This is a genomic window from Paenibacillus sp. 11B (assembly GCF_030487755.1).
GTDB classification, from domain to species: domain Bacteria; phylum Bacillota; class Bacilli; order Paenibacillales; family Paenibacillaceae; genus Paenibacillus; species Paenibacillus vandeheii.
In genome coordinates, this window is sequence record NZ_JAUKNS010000002.1 from 183,656 (window position 1) to 200,182 (window position 16,527).

Sequence of the window (16,527 nt, forward strand, 5' to 3'; positions counted from 1 at the left end):
ATATTTTGTGCGTTACAGACGAAATTTATCATGATCTGTTGGACAGGGATGAATATGAAAATCGATTTAAAATAAAACTGCGTATAATTTATATTATGCGCAGTTTTTTTAGGGTTCTTTTCTCAGTCTTATCATTGTTTGTTCGTTGTTAGATGCACTGATGCAATCGAAGGATCTTTTCGCCTTATTCCGCTGTCCTTTCCTAGCTAACTTTGCGTGGTTTACAATAAACACGCAAGTTAAAGAGCCGCATATCCCTATGCAGCCCTTCGATTGAAACGCTATCAGATCTATTACACAGATGAGAACATCTACTCTTTTCATTCCGTAAGAGAATTTCTCTTTCATTCACATGGGACACCAAACTTATGAAAATACAATTCGCTCTGCATCCGACATCCGATATTGAGATAGCAAATATTCCTTGCTTGCCAAAGCCTTTCGACGGACCTCATTCAGATCGACATGCTGCAGCTTACCTTCGCGCTTCACCAACCGACCTGCTACAAACACAGTGTCCACATTGGATGGATTGGCAAATTGAACGACGGCTCCAACCGGATCATGCACCGGGAACAGGTTAAGGTCTGTGGTTCGGATCATAATCAGATCGGCTTCTTTACCTGGAGTAAGCGTGCCAATCTTCCGCTCCAGTCCCAGAGCCTTCGCCCCGGCAGAAGTTGCAAATCTCAGAACTTGACTGGATTGCAGATTAAGCTCACCAGGCATTTCACCCTGTAGTAAAAGCTGTTCATTCCCCCTGGAACGCTCTGCTTGAAGAGCAAATTTCATCTGGGAGAACATATCCCCACCCGTTGATGTTACAACATCGACACCAAGCGTTGGCGTTCCTCCGTTTTCAAGAAAGTAACCCGTTGCCGGATACCCGTGCCCCATCATCATTTCCACTTCCGGTGTGACGGACAGTGAGGCACCGCTATCGGCCAGCATTTTATACTCATCCGTATCCATCGTATTTCCGTGTACAACGTTCAGACTCGGACTCAGTAAACCAGCTTCATACATTTTACTTATCGAACGATCTACAGATCCCCAGCTTCCAAAGCCAACATGCATCGAACATATCGCATCCAGCTCTTGGGCAAGCTGAATTTCCTTCACCGTGGTATCCCAATGGCTGAACTCCGGACCACGAATGGCAAGACCGAACGTCAGTAACTGATCCTGTGAAGAGAAATACTGTTCCTTGACCCTTCTCACATCATTCGAATAGGTTAGGTGACTCTCTCTGTTCCAGTAGGGTGTCTCACCGGGTACGCCATGAGCGAAAACCGCCCGAATACCTGCATCCTGAAGTCCGTGAATCAGTTCATCCGTGTGCTCTGTTGAATACGGCATACTCCAGTCAAGCACCGTGGTTACGCCTGCATTAAGCGCTTCCAAAGAACCCAACAAATTGGCGATATAGCCGTCTTGTGGGCGGAGTTTGCTTCCCATTGCCCCATAGTAGAGGTTTTGCAGATAGACCGGCAATGACCAGTTGGTTCCCGCTGTTTTTACGAGCGACTCCCACACATGCCGGTGTGTATCCACAAGTCCGGGAAGTATGATCATCTCCGATGCATCTATCACTTCCGCTTCCATACAACTCAGATCGGGCTGGATGGCAGTAATAAGAGAATCCTCAATTAGAACATCCGCCCTCTTATACTGCCCTACCGACGAATCCATAGACAATACACAACCGTTTTTCAGTAGATAACTTGTCCCCACAAGACACATCTCCAATCATTGTTTTTTGTTGGATATACGCTTGAATCCCGGATGTTGATCTCTGACTGACTGAATGACTAACTGAATAAGCTACTAAATTATTTTAAGTACATATACATTATATAGCAATAAATGGAAACATGCAATTTTGAATTCATAGAAATCATTTCGAATAATTCCCTGTCTACCGCAAAGTTCAGCAAATGATACATTCTGTACATATACCTTACTCTTTCTGCTGATCCACCTTCCGTTTTGCCCGAAATCTTCTAACTTTCATCAGGTTACCGCACATCTTGTCATCACAATATCTCTGGGTCCGACTACGCGTATCATCATAAAAAAACCATCGGCAGTCCGAATTATCACAGATTCGAATCCTTCCTGCATCCCCTTCAACCACTGTGACGGCAAAATCAGCTGCGACCTCAGCCATAACCTGCTGCCAATGAAATTTTACAGGAACCAGCGAAAGTTTCAGTCCTTCTTCTCCAGAGTACAGCCTTCTGGTAACCTGACCTTCTCCCATCATGGCGTTAAGCCATTCCCGGTCCTTGTCCGGTAATGGGTTTCCGGCAGATAAACGAGTTGCAAGAGCCTGCAATTCGCCTCTGAAGCTTCTCAAAGCCCTCTCTTCTTCGGAAGAAGCAGGTATAGGCGCGTTCAGTTGCCATTGTTTCAGAAATCCTTGCTGCCATTCCGTTCTGCCAAGCCTGTCCTCCGAACGATCTCCGCCACGCCAGTCATGATAATCACTGTTCACAAAATCAGTCCATAGTCTATCCATAGTACCTCCGCTAAAATGTAACTACTTAAATATAAAAAGATAGTTACATCCATTCAAGTTTGGGTTATATTAATTGTAACCACTTTTAAGCAGTTTAGCTAGTTACCATGAATTTATTTTAGGGAGGAAAAAATCAATGACTACCTCAACAACAGAACTATTGCTCATTCAGAAAGATGACACCTGGGACCAATGTAATTGGATTGTGCCTTTGTCCAAAGCGCTCGATGGGTTGACTGCCGAACAGGCAGCCTGGGTTCCATCATCCGGTGGATTAAGCATCTGGCAGTTGGTTAACCATATGTATTATTACAATTTTCGTTTGTTGAGTCGCATTCAGGGCACACCTCCCTCCGGTACACCTGCCGAAAACAATGAATCTACCTTCGGAGACTCCGGGGACCCTTCCGATACCGCTGGCTGGAGTACGCTTATGCAAAATACAACACAATTAGCCGAGCAGCTTCGTGATCAGCTCGCTTCATTAAAGGATTCCGACCTCGAAGCCCCTTACATGGATACGAATGAAAAATGGGCACATGAACTTGCCCGCTGGATACTCCACGATGCCTATCATGCAGGTCAGATTGTATTACTACGCAGACAACAAGGAAGCTGGAATATCATATTCTAAAAAAACACTTGAACTGCTAGCGCTTACAGGAATAAGATGAAATTATTAATGTTACAGCTTGTTCAATACACATATAATTGAATAGGATCTTCGGGGTAGGGTGCAATTCCCAACCGGCGGTGATGTTCTTCGGAACCAGCCCGCGACTCGCTGTTTGACTCAACTTAGGTCATTCAGCGACTGACTTGGTGTGACTCCAAGGCCGACGGTACAGTCCGGATGAGAGAAGATCAACACATTGGCATGCCTTTACGGATAGGCTTCTTTCCGTATGACATGTCAATGATTGAGCCCCCGTTTATTTGGTGTATACCAAAACGGGGGCTTTTGTCGATTTTGCCAACTGAAGATTCCGTGTTCTGACGAAGGAGTCCTGAATATGGAAAAGACCCAATCTGCATCAACCGTTTACCGTAAGGAACGAAGCAATACCGGATTTTGGCTCGTCGTACTCGGAGCCGCCCTCTGGGGTGTAGATCCACTGTTTCGTATTATTTTGCTCAAAACGATGACCTCTACTCAGATTGTGCTGGTGGAACATATTATTGTTAGCCTTGTGGCGATTCCCGTCCTGTGGAAGTTCCGTGCTGATCTGAAAAATCTGCGCGCACGTCACTGGATTGCCGTAATCTTTATCTCCTGGGGAGGATCTGCTCTCGCTACGGTATTATTTACTCTTGCGCTTACACATAACGATCCCAATACCGTCTTGTTATTGCAAAAGATGCAGCCGTTATTTGCGATTGTTCTGGCTAAGTTACTCTTAAAAGAAACATTGCCACGCCGCTTCGGTGGACTATTTATTATAGCACTTGCAGGAACGTACCTGCTTACGTTCGGATTCACCCTTCCTCTTGGGAACTGGGACAACTGGGTTCATGCTGGCAGCCTGTTATCGCTGGGAGCCGCTGCATTGTGGGGCGGTTCAACGGTTATGGGGCGGCTGATGCTGGGGCAAACCCGTTATGAGACGGTTACCTCCCTTCGCTTTGTCGTCGCTTTGCCACTGCTGATCTTTATGACGTGGAACGAAGGTGCTGCCTGGACATTCCCTTCCGGTACAGGTGAGCAGGCGGCTGTGGCACTCAATATTCTAGGCCAGGCATTGCTGCCAGGGTTGCTGAGTCTTCTGTTATACTACAAAGGCCTCTCTTCTACCAAAGCTTCTGTTGCAACGCTTGCGGAACTGAGCTTCCCGATGGCTGGTGTGCTGGTAAACTGGATTGCATTCCGTACGCTAATTACATGGGAGCAACTGGTTGGGTTCATCCTCATCTGGATTGCCCTGTTCGCCATCTCCAAGCAGCAGGAACGCTCAGCGAGTCCGGCTGACGCAGCACCCAAGATTCGTACGAATTGATTGAATTTCTTACAATATAATTAGTCAAGGCACTGCACATCCATTGAGATGTACAGTGCCTTTTGTCTTTTCACTATTCCGGTGGTACGATGACATATGGAATAGTAGATCAAGTCAATTTAGAGAGGAACGATCATTATGTCTCCATCTTCATCATTTTCATATACATCCTACGATGCCATAGGTTTGGCTGAATTGGTTCGCGCCAGGGAGATATCTCCGGTCGAATTGCTGGAAGCGGCATATGCTCGCTTGGAAGAAGTGAATCCGCAGCTTAACGCAGTTATTCGTACATATGAAACACGTGCACGTCAGGAAGCGGGGATGGTTCGCCCGGGAGAACAGCCTTTTGCAGGCGTGCCTTTGCTCTTAAAAGATATATCCCAATCCATGGAGGGTGAAATTCTCACCTCGGGTTCACGTCTTCTCCGTGAGCATCGTGCACAACGGAATTCCAATTTCGTTTCCCGCCTGCGTGATGCAGGATTCATTATCATTGGTCATACCAACACGCCGGAATTCGGTCTGAAAAATATTACCGAGCCCCGTCTTCACGGCCCAAGTCGTAATCCATGGAATACCAATCACTCGCCAGGTGGTTCAAGTGGAGGTGCTGCTGCCGCAGTAGCCTCGGGTATTGTACCGCTTGCGGGAGCCAGTGATGGCGGCGGTTCAATCCGAATCCCTGCTTCATTCAGCGGATTGTTCGGACTCAAGCCTACACGTGGACGTACACCCGTAGGGCCGGGGGTCGGTCGTCAGTGGCAGGGTGCATCGATTGATTTTGCCCTATCCCGCTCTGTTCGCGACAGCGCTGCTTTACTGGATACACTGCAAGTCATTCAACCCGAGGCGGCATTTCATGCTCCCCTCTTTCCGGGAAGCTATTTGGCTGATATGAACTATCCTCATCAACGCAAACTGAAAATCGCTTACACGACAGCTTCACCTGTAGGTACACCTGTGAGTGATGAAGCCAAAGAAGCGGTATATAAGACGGTTCGCTGGCTGGAAGAACAAGGTCACGAAGTTGAAGAAAAACTGAGTCCGGTGAATGGTGTCAAACTGATGGAGAACTATTACATGATGAACAGCGGCGAAATGGCAGCGATGATTTCTTCCATGGAACGTTCAATGGGCAGAGTATTAACATCGGATGATATGGAGATCGAGTCCTGGGTTTTGGCCGAAGCCGGCAAAAAAGTATCCGCTGCCGAATTCGTACATAGTCTGGCGGAGTGGGATGTTGCCGCAGCCCAAATGTCCACCTTGTTTGAACGGTATGATTTTTATGTCACACCCGTGAATGCTTTTCCAGCACCCAAAATCGGAGAACTGACGCCTCATGATGAACAGATTCAGTATCTGATGCGCATTAGCGATTTGGACAAGAGCCAGCAGCAGCAGTTGATTTACGAGATGTTTGAACCAAGTCTCACGTACACACCGTTCACTCAGCTCGCAAATCTGACGGGTCAACCTGCCATGAGTGTTCCTGTGCATCTGACTCCTGAAGGGCTGCCCATGGGTGTACAAATTATGGCAACAAAAGGCCGTGAAGATTGGTTACTTCATCTGGCTGGCCAGCTGGAGTCATCCAAACTTTGGGTCGGAATGAAAGGTAATCCACTGTTTCCAGTATAAAATTTAGTTTTTAACATTTTTGCAATAAATTCAAGATACTCACACCCTTTAGAAGCATCGGCTACATCACTCATTAAGTGCATGAAAGTAACGTCATTTCCGCATACTGAGTTTAAAAACATCGGAGGAAATACGGATGAATTCTACGGGTTTATATAAGCAGTCCATTCATATTCCTGCCAAAACAGGCTATGCGCTTAGAGTGAAAAAAGGGTCGCGGATTCGTATAACCGATTTGGAGGGACAGCAGGTGGTTGATTTTGTCGCTTATGATGCGCAAAATATCAATAATCGGCTCGATCCCGGCGTAACACTCGATGTGCTACGCACTTACAGGATTAAACCGGGGCAATGTCTGTATTCCAACCGGTATGAACCTCTCATTTCCATTGTCGAAGAAACTGTAGGTATTCATGATTTTTTCAACTCGGCCTGTCGTCCGGAAATGTATGAGGTCTTGTATGATAAAAAAGACCATCCCAGTTGTTATCATAATCTGAATACGGCCCTGGAACCGTTCGGCATCGTCCCCCCGGATCAACATTATCCTTTCAACCTGTTTATGAATTCTGTTGTAGACGGTGAGGGGAAAATTGATGTGATTGCCCCCGAATCCAGTGCCGGAGATTATGTTGAGATGGAAGCCTTAATGGATCTGATCATCGGTTTGTCTGCTTGTCCATGCGAAGAGAGTGTGTGCAACGGTTACCATTGCACTCCTGTTCAATTAGATGTGGAATCTCCGAGCCTTTAATGCAATAACATTATAATGTACGGACAGCTTGTTCTAATTGGCTCCAAACGGGAATACGATGACTTGTACCCATATGTGTGTGACTTACGGTACAAGTCGTCTAACCCGTTAAGGAGTGAACGCGTATATGTCTGTACTGTTCAGTTATATTATTCTGGGAATTTCGCTATCAGCTCCGATTGGTCCGATTAATGCTGCTCAGCTGGATCGAGGGGCCCGCCATGGATTCATGCATGCCTGGATTTTGGGTCTCGGAGCCATGTTTGCCGATCTGGTGTACATGCTCCTGATTTATTTTGGAGTTGCCCATTTTCTGGACACGCCGTTCATGCGCTCTTTTCTTTGGTCTTTTGGCAGCTTTATTCTGGTGTATACCGGTGTGGAAACACTGTCCAAAATAAAAGACGGCATTCAGACCTCTTCTACAGCAGAAGCGAAAGTTGGAAAATCCTTTGTCTCTGGCTTCCTGATGGCCTTATCCAATCCGCTGAATATTTTATTCTGGCTCGGAATTTACGGCTCTATTCTTGCTACAACCGTGAAGCATACCGATACGGCTCATCTGCTACTATACAGCTCTGGTATATTCATAGGAATTCTTGTATGGGACGTTATCATGGCTGGCATGGCCAGTCGATTTCATAAACACAGCAACGAAGCCGTGTTGCGCTGGATCTCCATCATCTCAGGCATCTGTCTGATCGGATTTGGCCTGTACTTCGGATATGAAGCTGTACGCTCCATCTTTTTCTGACATAAAAACGACACTGGACAGTCACCCAACGCCATCCGCAGTAATACGTTAACGGTATCATGTGGAATGGAGTTGGGGAATTCATGGCAGAGCTGTACAGTGCCGATGAAATAAAACCATTATTTAAAGATCTGCCCGAATGGCAGCAGGACGCTTATTCACAATTCGCCAATATGATAGCAGATGAGGGGAATACGTATCCATGTGTACCCGGACGGATGGGTTTTCTCTCCGGCCATCTGAGATACGGATTCACATGTGATCCGCGTACACAAGCTGCTGCCAAGGACATGGCAGAATTACTTAGTCAATATGGACCCGTTTCCCGGAACACGGGACAATACGCTTCCTTGGTGGTCATTTGCGAGACACCGGATGATTTGAAAAATAACACAACAGTGGAGCAGTATCAGTCGTTGTTCTGGGAAATGCTTAACCGGGTGAGCACACTCGATGAAGCTGCTTGGCCTGAACATATTTCGACGGATCCGCATGAAGCCACGTGGGAATTTTGCTTTGGCGGGGATCCTTATTTTTGTTTCTGTGCGACTCCCGCGCACGAGCTCAGAGCCAGTAGGCACTTCCCTTATCTGATGTTTGCATTTCAACCACGGTGGGTGTTTGAATCGATTAATGACAACACACCTCTTGGTCGTAAAATGAAAACCTTGATTCGTAAACGCCTGGCAGCTTATGATGCCGTTCCGGCTCACCCATCACTCATGTGGTATGGACAGCAGGATAATCTGGAATGGAAACAATATTTCCTGCCTGATGACGAGCAGACCCCTTCCAAATGCCCGTTCTTGCGCATGAAGCAAGCCATTGGCAAGTTGACGAAATAGCTGAAACAAGGCATTTCAGTAAAGCCATTCAAGAACCTATCACTTAGCAGATTGGCTATGACGCATGGAAGAGCTGTGCCCAAGAAAGATCAAAACGTTGACGGTTAAGTGGATGTTGATGATCGTGGTTTCCGTAATTTGTTCACAATGTAGGTAATTAAGGCAATCAATATAACAAGACCTATACTTGCCTGCAGACCTGTTCTGCTGGCTTTTTCCATGGCGGTCCCTGCTACTGCTGCAACAATAAGAATCATGGCGATCCACACTTTGACACGATTCCATTTCGTCGGTTTCATTTTCTTGATATACGTGATGCAAATCAGAAGCCAGGTATACATTAATACCAAGCTGCCTGCGGTAGTTATATATTCAAACAGGCTCTTAGGCATCCATAATGCCAATAGGGTAGAAAGTATTAATCCGGCCGCAGTGCATCCCAATGCATGAAGAGGCATGTTCTTTTTCCCCCATGTCTTCGTAAACATCTTCGGTGCATCTCCGTCTTCACCCAGTTTAACCAACATGGACGTTATCGCATAGATTGAAGCAACCATCGTGGAGAACCCGGCTATAATCAAAATTCCGTTGAGAATATGAACCACGACCGTAAATCCAATCGATGACATCGCTTTGACGAGGGGACTCTCGTCTGGTGTTAACTTCGCGGCTGGCACCAGCAGCAGAATTAAAGCAATCGCTACAACATATAGCGCACTGACGGTTAACAGCATGACTCGGCCTGACTTGACTGCATCCTTTGGTTCCTTCAGCTTGGCTGCCATCAAACCCATGATCTCAATCCCTGCAAAAGCAAAAAAAGCATAAATAAATCCGGTCCACACCCCTTTTATTTTGTGAGGAAACCATTCATTAGTTATTTTCTGCGGGGTAATCTTCACATCTAACCATCCGAGGCAAGCCGCTGCCGCAATCACAATAAAAGCAACCGTTGCAGCCAGCTTGATCACTGCGAGCACATTCTCGGTTTGGGTTAACCCTTTGGCTCCCAATGCGGCGATGAACAATCCAATGCATGCATATACCGCTACAAACGCCCATAATGGAAACTTGGGAAACCAAAATTGAGAGAACAACCCGAGTGCCGTTAATGAACTCCCCATAATTAGCATTTCGGAAGACCAATACATCCAGCCGCTACCGAAACCGGCCCATGGCCCGAAGGCTTCTCCGGCATAGGTTCGAAAAGCCCCTTCCTTCGGATCTTCTGCCGTCATTTGAGCCAATGCACCAAATACAAAGTAAGTCCCGGCAGCAGCCAGCACCAAAAGGATAAGCACCGATAAACCGGCCCAATGAATAGCGAGACTTGTCCCAAGGAAAAAACCCGTTCCCAGCGTACATCCCGCTCCAAATAATGAAAGACTAATCCAGCTCAGTTTCTCTCCTTCTTTTCGATGCACGTGACTTTTCATATGTATCCTCCTTCGTGCGTTCACCATTACGATTTACATATGATGGAGGTTTTATGTCATTTTGGGAAAAAGAAATGAAAGTGATTGCAATTAGTTTACATAACAATAATTTCGTCAACTTATTTAAGCGTCTGAAATTAAGGAAAACCCTTCAAACTGAAAAAACAGCTTGAAGGGTTTTAATGTTAGTTCCTTAGAACAGACTTTCGTTGATTATGGTGAATCTATTTTTTTGCCCAACAACTGCTGCAGCTCCTCCAGCCCTAACTTGGCTTCCGGGTTAAACTCTTCACTTTTTACATATTGTGCTAGGCTGTAAAGTAATTGCCGCCCTTCCGCCTTGTTAATCAATTCATCATAATTTAGCGCCCCAACCAGCAGCTTCCCTTTTCCAACCTGGCATTCAAACAGCAGACCCAGCTTATGATTACGTTCAAAATTATCGATGGTTTGAACGAAAGGCTGAACATTCGTGGATACCTCATCCAGAATTAAAGATCGTGAGTTCATGACGATATGCCACCACGGGTAAGTGGAATGGGTCTCACTTGGAAAGTGCTTCAATGCCGGGTGCGAATTATCAATAAGCAAGCCTAGCGTACCGACAGGAACGGGCTTGTTCATGCTTTCCGAGATGGATCGGAACATCGGATAACACCAGAAATCGGTACAATATGTACCTTCGGCTGAACTATCGTTATGTTCCAGTGTTGGAAGCAGCAGCACGCTCTCGCCTTTTTTCAGTAAATTAATAACTTCATCGGACAATTCCTTATAAATAGGCTCATGTTCCATAGCTGTCACATCATGATCAGGATATACCCAAAGATCATATTGTTTCCGGATATCGGTACCTGGAATATACAGGGATAGAACGATGGACGTCATCTTTTTCACAGCAGGGAGCTTGAGCTTTATTGGGCTTATCTCAAACCAAGTTTCTCCAGCAATAAAGGGGATCTCTTCTGTTCCTGATGTAATCAGATGATCCGAATCACGCATCTCCCACTCCACGGTATGACCTTTCAATGATTGTGATCGGAAGTACCTTAATTGAATGTGGGCATCAAAATCTTCTCCCGAAGTGTAGTTATATTTCTCGAATCGAGCCAGAAGTACGGCATCGGAGCAAAATGTTCTCCACTCCTCGGGAGTAACCAATCCTTTGGAATCCATGAAGGCATCCAAAATGCCTACCAGTGCTGTCCCCTGTCCACTGAAGTCCTGAAGATCAAGCAATTGAAATCCTGCCAGATGTTTGGATCGAAATGCCGCTTCAAGCTCTTCCTTATAACAGGCTACAGCAAGCTTGCCAGAGCTTTGGAAAAATGGTTCAGCCAGATGTGCCATTCCTTTGGCTTGCAATCGCTCACGAAACACCTCGAAGTTTTTTGCCTTCAGCGACCCGGTGTACTTCTCGATCTCTTCGTAGTTGGGGTACATGGCATATTGTCCAATTTCATGGGATATGACGGGTAGATGTGGAATAAGCTGTTGTTCAGCCGAAGCGGCTTTCACGGTCTTGGCTTCCGTACCATATTGAATCTGAATTTCCGATTCAGCTGCTTGAATTCCCTCTTTTTCCGAAACCATCCCATCCGGCAAGATCATGTCGTCGTAGTCCTTTAGGGTACCAGGCACATCCGTTTGCACATGACCCAACGGGGCATCACACATGGCATAGGACCCGCGGAAAAGTCTATCTTTGGAGAATCGTACGCCACAGTAAAAGTCTTCTTCCTCCAGAATAAGCGGAGTGAACTGAAAATTGTTTGAACCCTGGGTGTACAGATGGCGTGGATCAAATGCTTTATACGCTTTTAGAATGGCATTAAGTCTTTCTTTACTGCCCCAAAGTTCATTACCGAGTGACATCATTACAAAAGAAGGATGATTCCCATACGCCTTCAGCATGGCGAAGCCTTCACGAATAAGATAGTCCTGTTCAGCCTGATTATGCTGTGGATCAAGTTCATCCGTAATCGTACCCCAGAATGGAAGCTCAGGCTCCATGTAGATACCAAGCATATCTGCCGCAGTGAACGCTGCCTCCGGCGGACAACAGGTATGGAAACGATAATGATTTATGCCATATGATTTGGAAATGCTCAGGATTCGTAGCCACTCTTCCACATCGGTTGGCGCGTAACCCGTAAGCGGAAATAGGAGACCATCATGTTTTCCACGAAGAAAGGTCTTTCGGCCGTTAATGGTAAAAGCATCTCCCCTGGCTTCAAAATCTCGTAGTCCTGTTATGATTTCAGTTGTATCCAGCACATCTCCTTGTTCCCCTAACAGAGTGAGGGTCAGCACATAGAGATTGGGGTCCGAATCACTCCAGAGCAATGCGTCGTCACCCATCTTGTAGAGCACATTAACCTCGTTCTGGTTGCATGGATAGGTTTGCTCAATCACCACATGCTTTCTGTCGGAAGGCACATATCCATGAGTCTCTTTTAAAAGGGGATTGAAGGTTTGTGCAGTAACGGACAGTACCGTACCTGGTATGGATTGAGACAATGTACTTGTGATTCTGAATGTTCGCTCTTTAGCATTAGGATAGATCTGTACCTCACCCATGTGCAGCTCGTGGTATAAATGAAGCTCCAGCTTTCCGGTAATTCCGTTCCAGTTGGTTTGAGTATCGACGGATGTAAGATGACCGCCTTTCGTCGGATAGTCCGTATTATCGACCCGGATGGTGAGGGTGTGTTTCCCCTCGGAAAGCCCTTCAAACAAGCTATACACATGAGGGGTGTTGAGACTATCCTGTGCTCCATACTCTCCAGCATCAACCCACAACTTGGTTATACGCGTGCGTTCCAGATACAAATCGCATTTCTTTCCAGCAAGCGCTGCGGGGATATCAATCTCCCGTTTCAGCCAAATCCAGCCTTCATAGGAATATTCATCGGTCAAAGACCCGATGTGAGCCGCATCACTCTTTCTTCCTTTGCGTGCATGAGAGGTCGTATTCGGCAGTGTTATGGTGTCGCCAAATGGGCCTTGAACGCCTTGTTTATGTTCATCCAGTTGAAGCTCCCAGCTTCCCTGCAAGTTAATTCTGGTTAACATGATTTCAACTCCTCTATGAATTGATGTATGTAATCTTTACTTCTGTCTCTATGTTTCAATAAATAGAAGTCCCAAAATTAATAGTACGTATTCCTATTATATAACTGTAATCTTAGTCCACCCATATAATAATAATTATGCTGAGTATAACAATACGGAAATAATTCAAAGAAAGTTGCTAACCAAATTTCACCTCTACAATGACTTAGAAATGAAAAAAAGTCGCCAGAAAGGCGACTCGTGAATCTTTATTGGATTACCTCCGTCAATGTCGACATGTTTATTCCGATGTATGGGAGTTCCATTCCTCATACAAATCCGCTGCCAATGCCTGCACGAAAGGCGACCAATCGCCTGTCGTGTACAGATGAAGTCGATGCATACCTCGTGTACATGCCGTATAAAGAAGCTTGCGTTCATTTTCTTGACCATACATCTCAGACGAAGCATCGTAGATCAAGACTGCATCGAACTCAACACCCTTGGCGAGATAAACAGGAATGACCATTACGCCTTTTTCGAAGTTGAACGTCTCTTTAGTAATGAGCTGCAAATCTTCACCTCCTTGAATCCGTAACGATTCATGGGCCTTCTGGCTTTCGGCGGCAGTCTTCGTAATGACGGCAATGGAATCAAAGCCCTCTGCCTTTAGAGCAGCGATATTTGCCACCATTTGTGCAATTAGGTCATCTTTGTCGTTGAGATTCGTCAACAGTGGCTTCTGGCCTTTTCTTTCAAATGGTACAATTTCATCTCCGTCTAGAAGCATCACTCTTGTAAATTCAACGATTTCTCTGGTTGAGCGATAACTGCGTACAAGGGAGATCAGATTGGTTTCGGCTTCGCCAAAGAGGCGGATCAGGGGTGAATCGGCTGCGGCCAAATTTGTAGCCTGTGTGAAGATCGCTTGCCTGAAATCGCCAAGCACCGTCATACGGGCACGTGGAAACAGCTTTTTGAGATATTCATATTGAAACGATGAATAATCCTGACCCTCATCAACGAAGACATACCGAATTTCCGTGTTTGTCCGGATGCCTTCAATCATTTCTTTTACATACAAATAGGGAGTCGCATCCTCATGAAACAACTCGTTCCGGAGCATGCTTTCCCTCGTTTGCTTGCATATCTCAGGCCACAGCGTGGGGGTAACAGCCCCATTTGTTTTCTCCCGATAAGCAGCTTCGTCTACAAACAATTGTTCATATATACCTTTGACATCTACAAATGAGAATTTCCTCACACTTTTCCTTAGCGGTTTAAAGCTTTCTTTCACGATCTTCCGGCGGAGCATATCTTCTTCCTTCCCGGCAAAGCCAAAGTCCCCTTCATCTTGCCGGCGCGTCTTGCTCATTATCTCACGAACTTTAGCATATTGCTCCGCAACGTCGAATACTTCCCTATCCTTATGCAGCACTCCGAACACTTCTGCATATTGCTCGGTGTCGAGATAATTCATTTCTTCCTGTACCCAAGCCGCCTCCAGTTCCATGCGTTCCAACATAGTCAGTTCATTTTGCAACCATTCCTGCAAGAGAACGACACGATTGGACAGCGGCAAGGAAAGATCATAACCGTAAAATTTTGCTCTGATCTGCTCTGCGGTAATCAAATCGTGGTCCCGAAACCGAATACTTTTGAATTGCATGCCTTCCCGACCCAGCCATATTCCATAGTTCTGCAAAGCGTGCAGGAAAGCATCGGAAGCTTTATACTCAATTCCCTGAAGACGAGCTTCATACCCTGGCGTTCCTTTTGCAGACAGTACATACTCAATCTGATCAAAGGCATCCTCTGGCCGTAACGAAGATCCTAGCCAATAGTCGAGATACTCTTGAAACGTGGTCTGCTGCATATTCTCTTCACCGAGCTCCGGAAGGACGGTGGAGATATAACTCGCAAACATCGGATTCGGTGAGAAAAGAACAATCTGATCAGCACTGATCGTCTGACGGTGTTTGTACAGCAAGTACGCTACCCGCTGCAGGGCTGCGGAAGTTTTACCGCTGCCGGCCGCCCCCTGTACGATAAGCATCCGGCTTTTATCATCACGAATGATGGCATTTTGTTCCTTCTGGATGGTTGCGACGATACTCTTCATTTGCGAGTCGGCTCCTTTGCCAAGCACCTGCTGCAGCAAGTCGTCTCCAATTGTTTCACTCGCATCAAACATGTTCCGAATCTGGCCGTATTGAATTTGAAATTGCCGTTTGAGCTCCATCGTTCCGTCGATTCGTCCGATCGGCGTCATATAAGACGCCAGACCTGGGGAGGAGTCATAATACATGCTCGCAATCGGCGTACGCCAGTCATAGATCAGAAAGCTCAAGCCGTCTTCGTCGACGAAAGAGGATACCCCGATATAGATCTGCTCGCTGATGCCAAGACCCTTCTCCTGGAAGTCGATTCGTCCGAAATAAGGAGACGGGAGCAGACGTTTCATGCTATTCCATTGCTGCGTCAACCGCTTGTGACCTCTTTCCCGCTCGGCCAATACCGCTGACTGCTGGTTAATCGTGTAAAAGGTCTCTTCGAAATCTTCATGAGTGCTTGTGTTAATCGTAACTTCTTCCCAAAACCGCTTGCGGATGTCCGAAGCCTGATCGTGCATTCCCGCAACCTCAGGCTCCAATTCGGTAATTCTCGCCTGAAGTTTCTCTCTTACCCATTCCAACCGTTCCTGTTCCAATCGCCAATCCTTCGTTTCCATCTCTCCCAACACACTCCTTCCTTTTTTTGGGATAAAAAGAAGCATTGACAAATCAAAGTTCCAGATGTACAATTAAATTAGGAATTAAAATGTATACACCTTTTATGTTGAATTGTCGATGACGCTAATGATTATATCATAGCGTTATTTCTTGTTCAATTTTATTTTTGTATCCCTGCCAGTTGGAAACAAAAAAAGGCAAGCGATCGCTTATGATCGCTTGCCCTTTTGTCTTTTATTGGGCCGAAGATTACTGGTCTTCATTGCGCTGCAGAAACAATGAAGCTAGAGCTGATAGTCCGCTAATTACGCCGCATGCCAGGAAAGCAGCATGATATCCGGCCAGCTGTGAAGCTGCAGTTATATCACCTTGATTCGTTTGTCCCCCTGCGGCTATATGCGTCACCGTTACAAGTACCGCAATTTCGAGCGCGCCGCCGAGCTGGCGGGCTGTGTTTTGAAGTCCTGCGGCGATGCCGGAGTCTTGCGATGGAATGCCTGCAAGTACGGCATGAGTAGCTGTCATCAACATCAACCCCAAGCCACCACAAATGAGCAAGCTCGGAAGAAGTAATTGAGTAGCGTAGTTCGGATGCATTGGCAGCCCATTTAACCAGATGAATCCAGCCGCAGCCAGAAGACCACCGAAGAATGGAAGCTTATGAAAGCCTGCATCTTCCAAACGCCGGGAAAGAATCGCAACAAGAGAAATAAAATTGCCCCTGGAATATTTCCAAGGGCATTTCGTAACAAGCTGAGCACTGCTGGAACGCAGTGTGGCACTATGTAGCATC

General features: G+C 46.2%; 12 protein-coding genes and 1 riboswitch. Of the genes, 6 read left to right on the forward strand and 6 right to left on the reverse strand.

The genetic code is table 11. The features are described 5' to 3' along the window. Positions 1-366: 366 nt before the first annotated feature. Both Q0V21_RS09375 and Q0V21_RS09380 read right to left on the reverse strand, forming a co-directional pair. Entirely contained in the window at positions 367-1,734 is a 1,368-nt protein-coding gene (locus Q0V21_RS09375) for an amidohydrolase family protein (protein ID WP_301878582.1), read from the reverse strand. Between the two features lie 226 nt (positions 1,735-1,960). Continuing rightward, positions 1,961-2,521, reverse strand: coding sequence for a CGNR zinc finger domain-containing protein (locus Q0V21_RS09380; RefSeq protein ID WP_079344569.1), 561 nt, complete (start codon positions 2,519-2,521; stop codon positions 1,961-1,963). A 136-nt stretch (positions 2,522-2,657) separates the two neighbouring features. On the opposite strand from Q0V21_RS09380, the gene Q0V21_RS09385 reads away from it, so the two are divergent. From Q0V21_RS09385 to Q0V21_RS09410, 6 genes are all read left to right on the forward strand, one after another. Further along, positions 2,658-3,155 (forward strand): DinB family protein, encoded by a 498-nt coding sequence (locus tag Q0V21_RS09385; protein WP_079344568.1) that lies wholly within the window; start codon positions 2,658-2,660, stop codon positions 3,153-3,155. 82 nt (positions 3,156-3,237) lie between these two features. After that, a riboswitch (FMN riboswitch) is annotated at positions 3,238-3,390 on the forward strand. Between the two features lie 144 nt (positions 3,391-3,534). Further along, positions 3,535-4,515 carry a DMT family transporter gene (locus tag Q0V21_RS09390; protein ID WP_079344567.1) on the forward strand — a complete coding sequence of 327 codons (981 nt, stop codon included), beginning with the start codon at positions 3,535-3,537 and terminating at the stop codon, positions 4,513-4,515. A 138-nt stretch (positions 4,516-4,653) separates the two neighbouring features. Next, positions 4,654-6,159, forward strand: coding sequence for an amidase (locus Q0V21_RS09395; RefSeq protein ID WP_301878584.1), 1,506 nt, complete (start codon positions 4,654-4,656; stop codon positions 6,157-6,159). A gap of 136 nt (positions 6,160-6,295) precedes the next feature. Then, positions 6,296-6,913 carry a DUF1989 domain-containing protein gene (locus Q0V21_RS09400; protein WP_301878585.1) on the forward strand — a complete coding sequence of 206 codons (618 nt, stop codon included), beginning with the start codon at positions 6,296-6,298 and terminating at the stop codon, positions 6,911-6,913. Positions 6,914-7,040: 127 nt separating this feature from the next. After that, entirely contained in the window at positions 7,041-7,667 is a 627-nt protein-coding gene (locus Q0V21_RS09405; protein ID WP_079344564.1) for a LysE family translocator, read from the forward strand. 83 nt (positions 7,668-7,750) lie between these two features. Continuing rightward, positions 7,751-8,512, forward strand: coding sequence for a YqcI/YcgG family protein (locus tag Q0V21_RS09410; protein WP_301878587.1), 762 nt, complete (start codon positions 7,751-7,753; stop codon positions 8,510-8,512). Positions 8,513-8,616: 104 nt separating this feature from the next. Here Q0V21_RS09410 and Q0V21_RS09415 read toward each other — a convergent pair whose 3' ends face one another. The 4 genes from Q0V21_RS09415 to Q0V21_RS09430 all read right to left on the reverse strand — a co-directional run bounded on the left by Q0V21_RS09415 (position 8,617) and on the right by Q0V21_RS09430 (position 16,526). Continuing rightward, a complete protein-coding gene (locus Q0V21_RS09415) occupies positions 8,617-9,948 on the reverse strand; it encodes an amino acid permease (protein ID WP_301878588.1) in 1,332 nt (443 codons plus the stop codon). 213 nt (positions 9,949-10,161) lie between these two features. Next, entirely contained in the window at positions 10,162-13,023 is a 2,862-nt protein-coding gene (locus Q0V21_RS09420; RefSeq protein ID WP_301878589.1) for a glycoside hydrolase family 2 TIM barrel-domain containing protein, read from the reverse strand. Positions 13,024-13,303: 280 nt separating this feature from the next. Then, entirely contained in the window at positions 13,304-15,733 is a 2,430-nt protein-coding gene (gene helD / locus Q0V21_RS09425) for an RNA polymerase recycling motor HelD (protein WP_301878590.1), read from the reverse strand. A 250-nt stretch (positions 15,734-15,983) separates the two neighbouring features. Further along, positions 15,984-16,526, reverse strand: coding sequence for an MFS transporter (locus Q0V21_RS09430; RefSeq protein WP_079344559.1), 543 nt, complete (start codon positions 16,524-16,526; stop codon positions 15,984-15,986). Position 16,527: the final 1 nt, after the last annotated feature.

Bases quoted from the DNA above. Each gene is read 5' to 3' on its own strand.
- Q0V21_RS09410 (WP_301878587.1), top strand. From the start codon at position 7,751: ATGGCAGAGCTGTACAGTGCCGATGAAATAAAACCATTATTTAAAGAT.
- Q0V21_RS09390 (WP_079344567.1), top strand. From the start codon at position 3,535: ATGGAAAAGACCCAATCTGCATCAACCGTTTACCGTAAGGAACGAAGC.
- Q0V21_RS09420 (WP_301878589.1), bottom strand. From the start codon at position 13,023: ATGTTAACCAGAATTAACTTGCAGGGAAGCTGGGAGCTTCAACTGGAT.
- Q0V21_RS09380 (WP_079344569.1), bottom strand. From the start codon at position 2,521: ATGGATAGACTATGGACTGATTTTGTGAACAGTGATTATCATGACTGG.
- Q0V21_RS09415 (WP_301878588.1), bottom strand. From the start codon at position 9,948: ATGAAAAGTCACGTGCATCGAAAAGAAGGAGAGAAACTGAGCTGGATT.
- Q0V21_RS09405 (WP_079344564.1), top strand. From the start codon at position 7,041: ATGTCTGTACTGTTCAGTTATATTATTCTGGGAATTTCGCTATCAGCT.
- Q0V21_RS09395 (WP_301878584.1), top strand. From the start codon at position 4,654: ATGTCTCCATCTTCATCATTTTCATATACATCCTACGATGCCATAGGT.
- helD (WP_301878590.1), bottom strand. From the start codon at position 15,733: ATGGAAACGAAGGATTGGCGATTGGAACAGGAACGGTTGGAATGGGTA.
- Q0V21_RS09430 (WP_079344559.1), bottom strand. From the start codon at position 16,526: ATGCTACATAGTGCCACACTGCGTTCCAGCAGTGCTCAGCTTGTTACG.
- Q0V21_RS09400 (WP_301878585.1), top strand. From the start codon at position 6,296: ATGAATTCTACGGGTTTATATAAGCAGTCCATTCATATTCCTGCCAAA.
- Q0V21_RS09385 (WP_079344568.1), top strand. From the start codon at position 2,658: ATGACTACCTCAACAACAGAACTATTGCTCATTCAGAAAGATGACACC.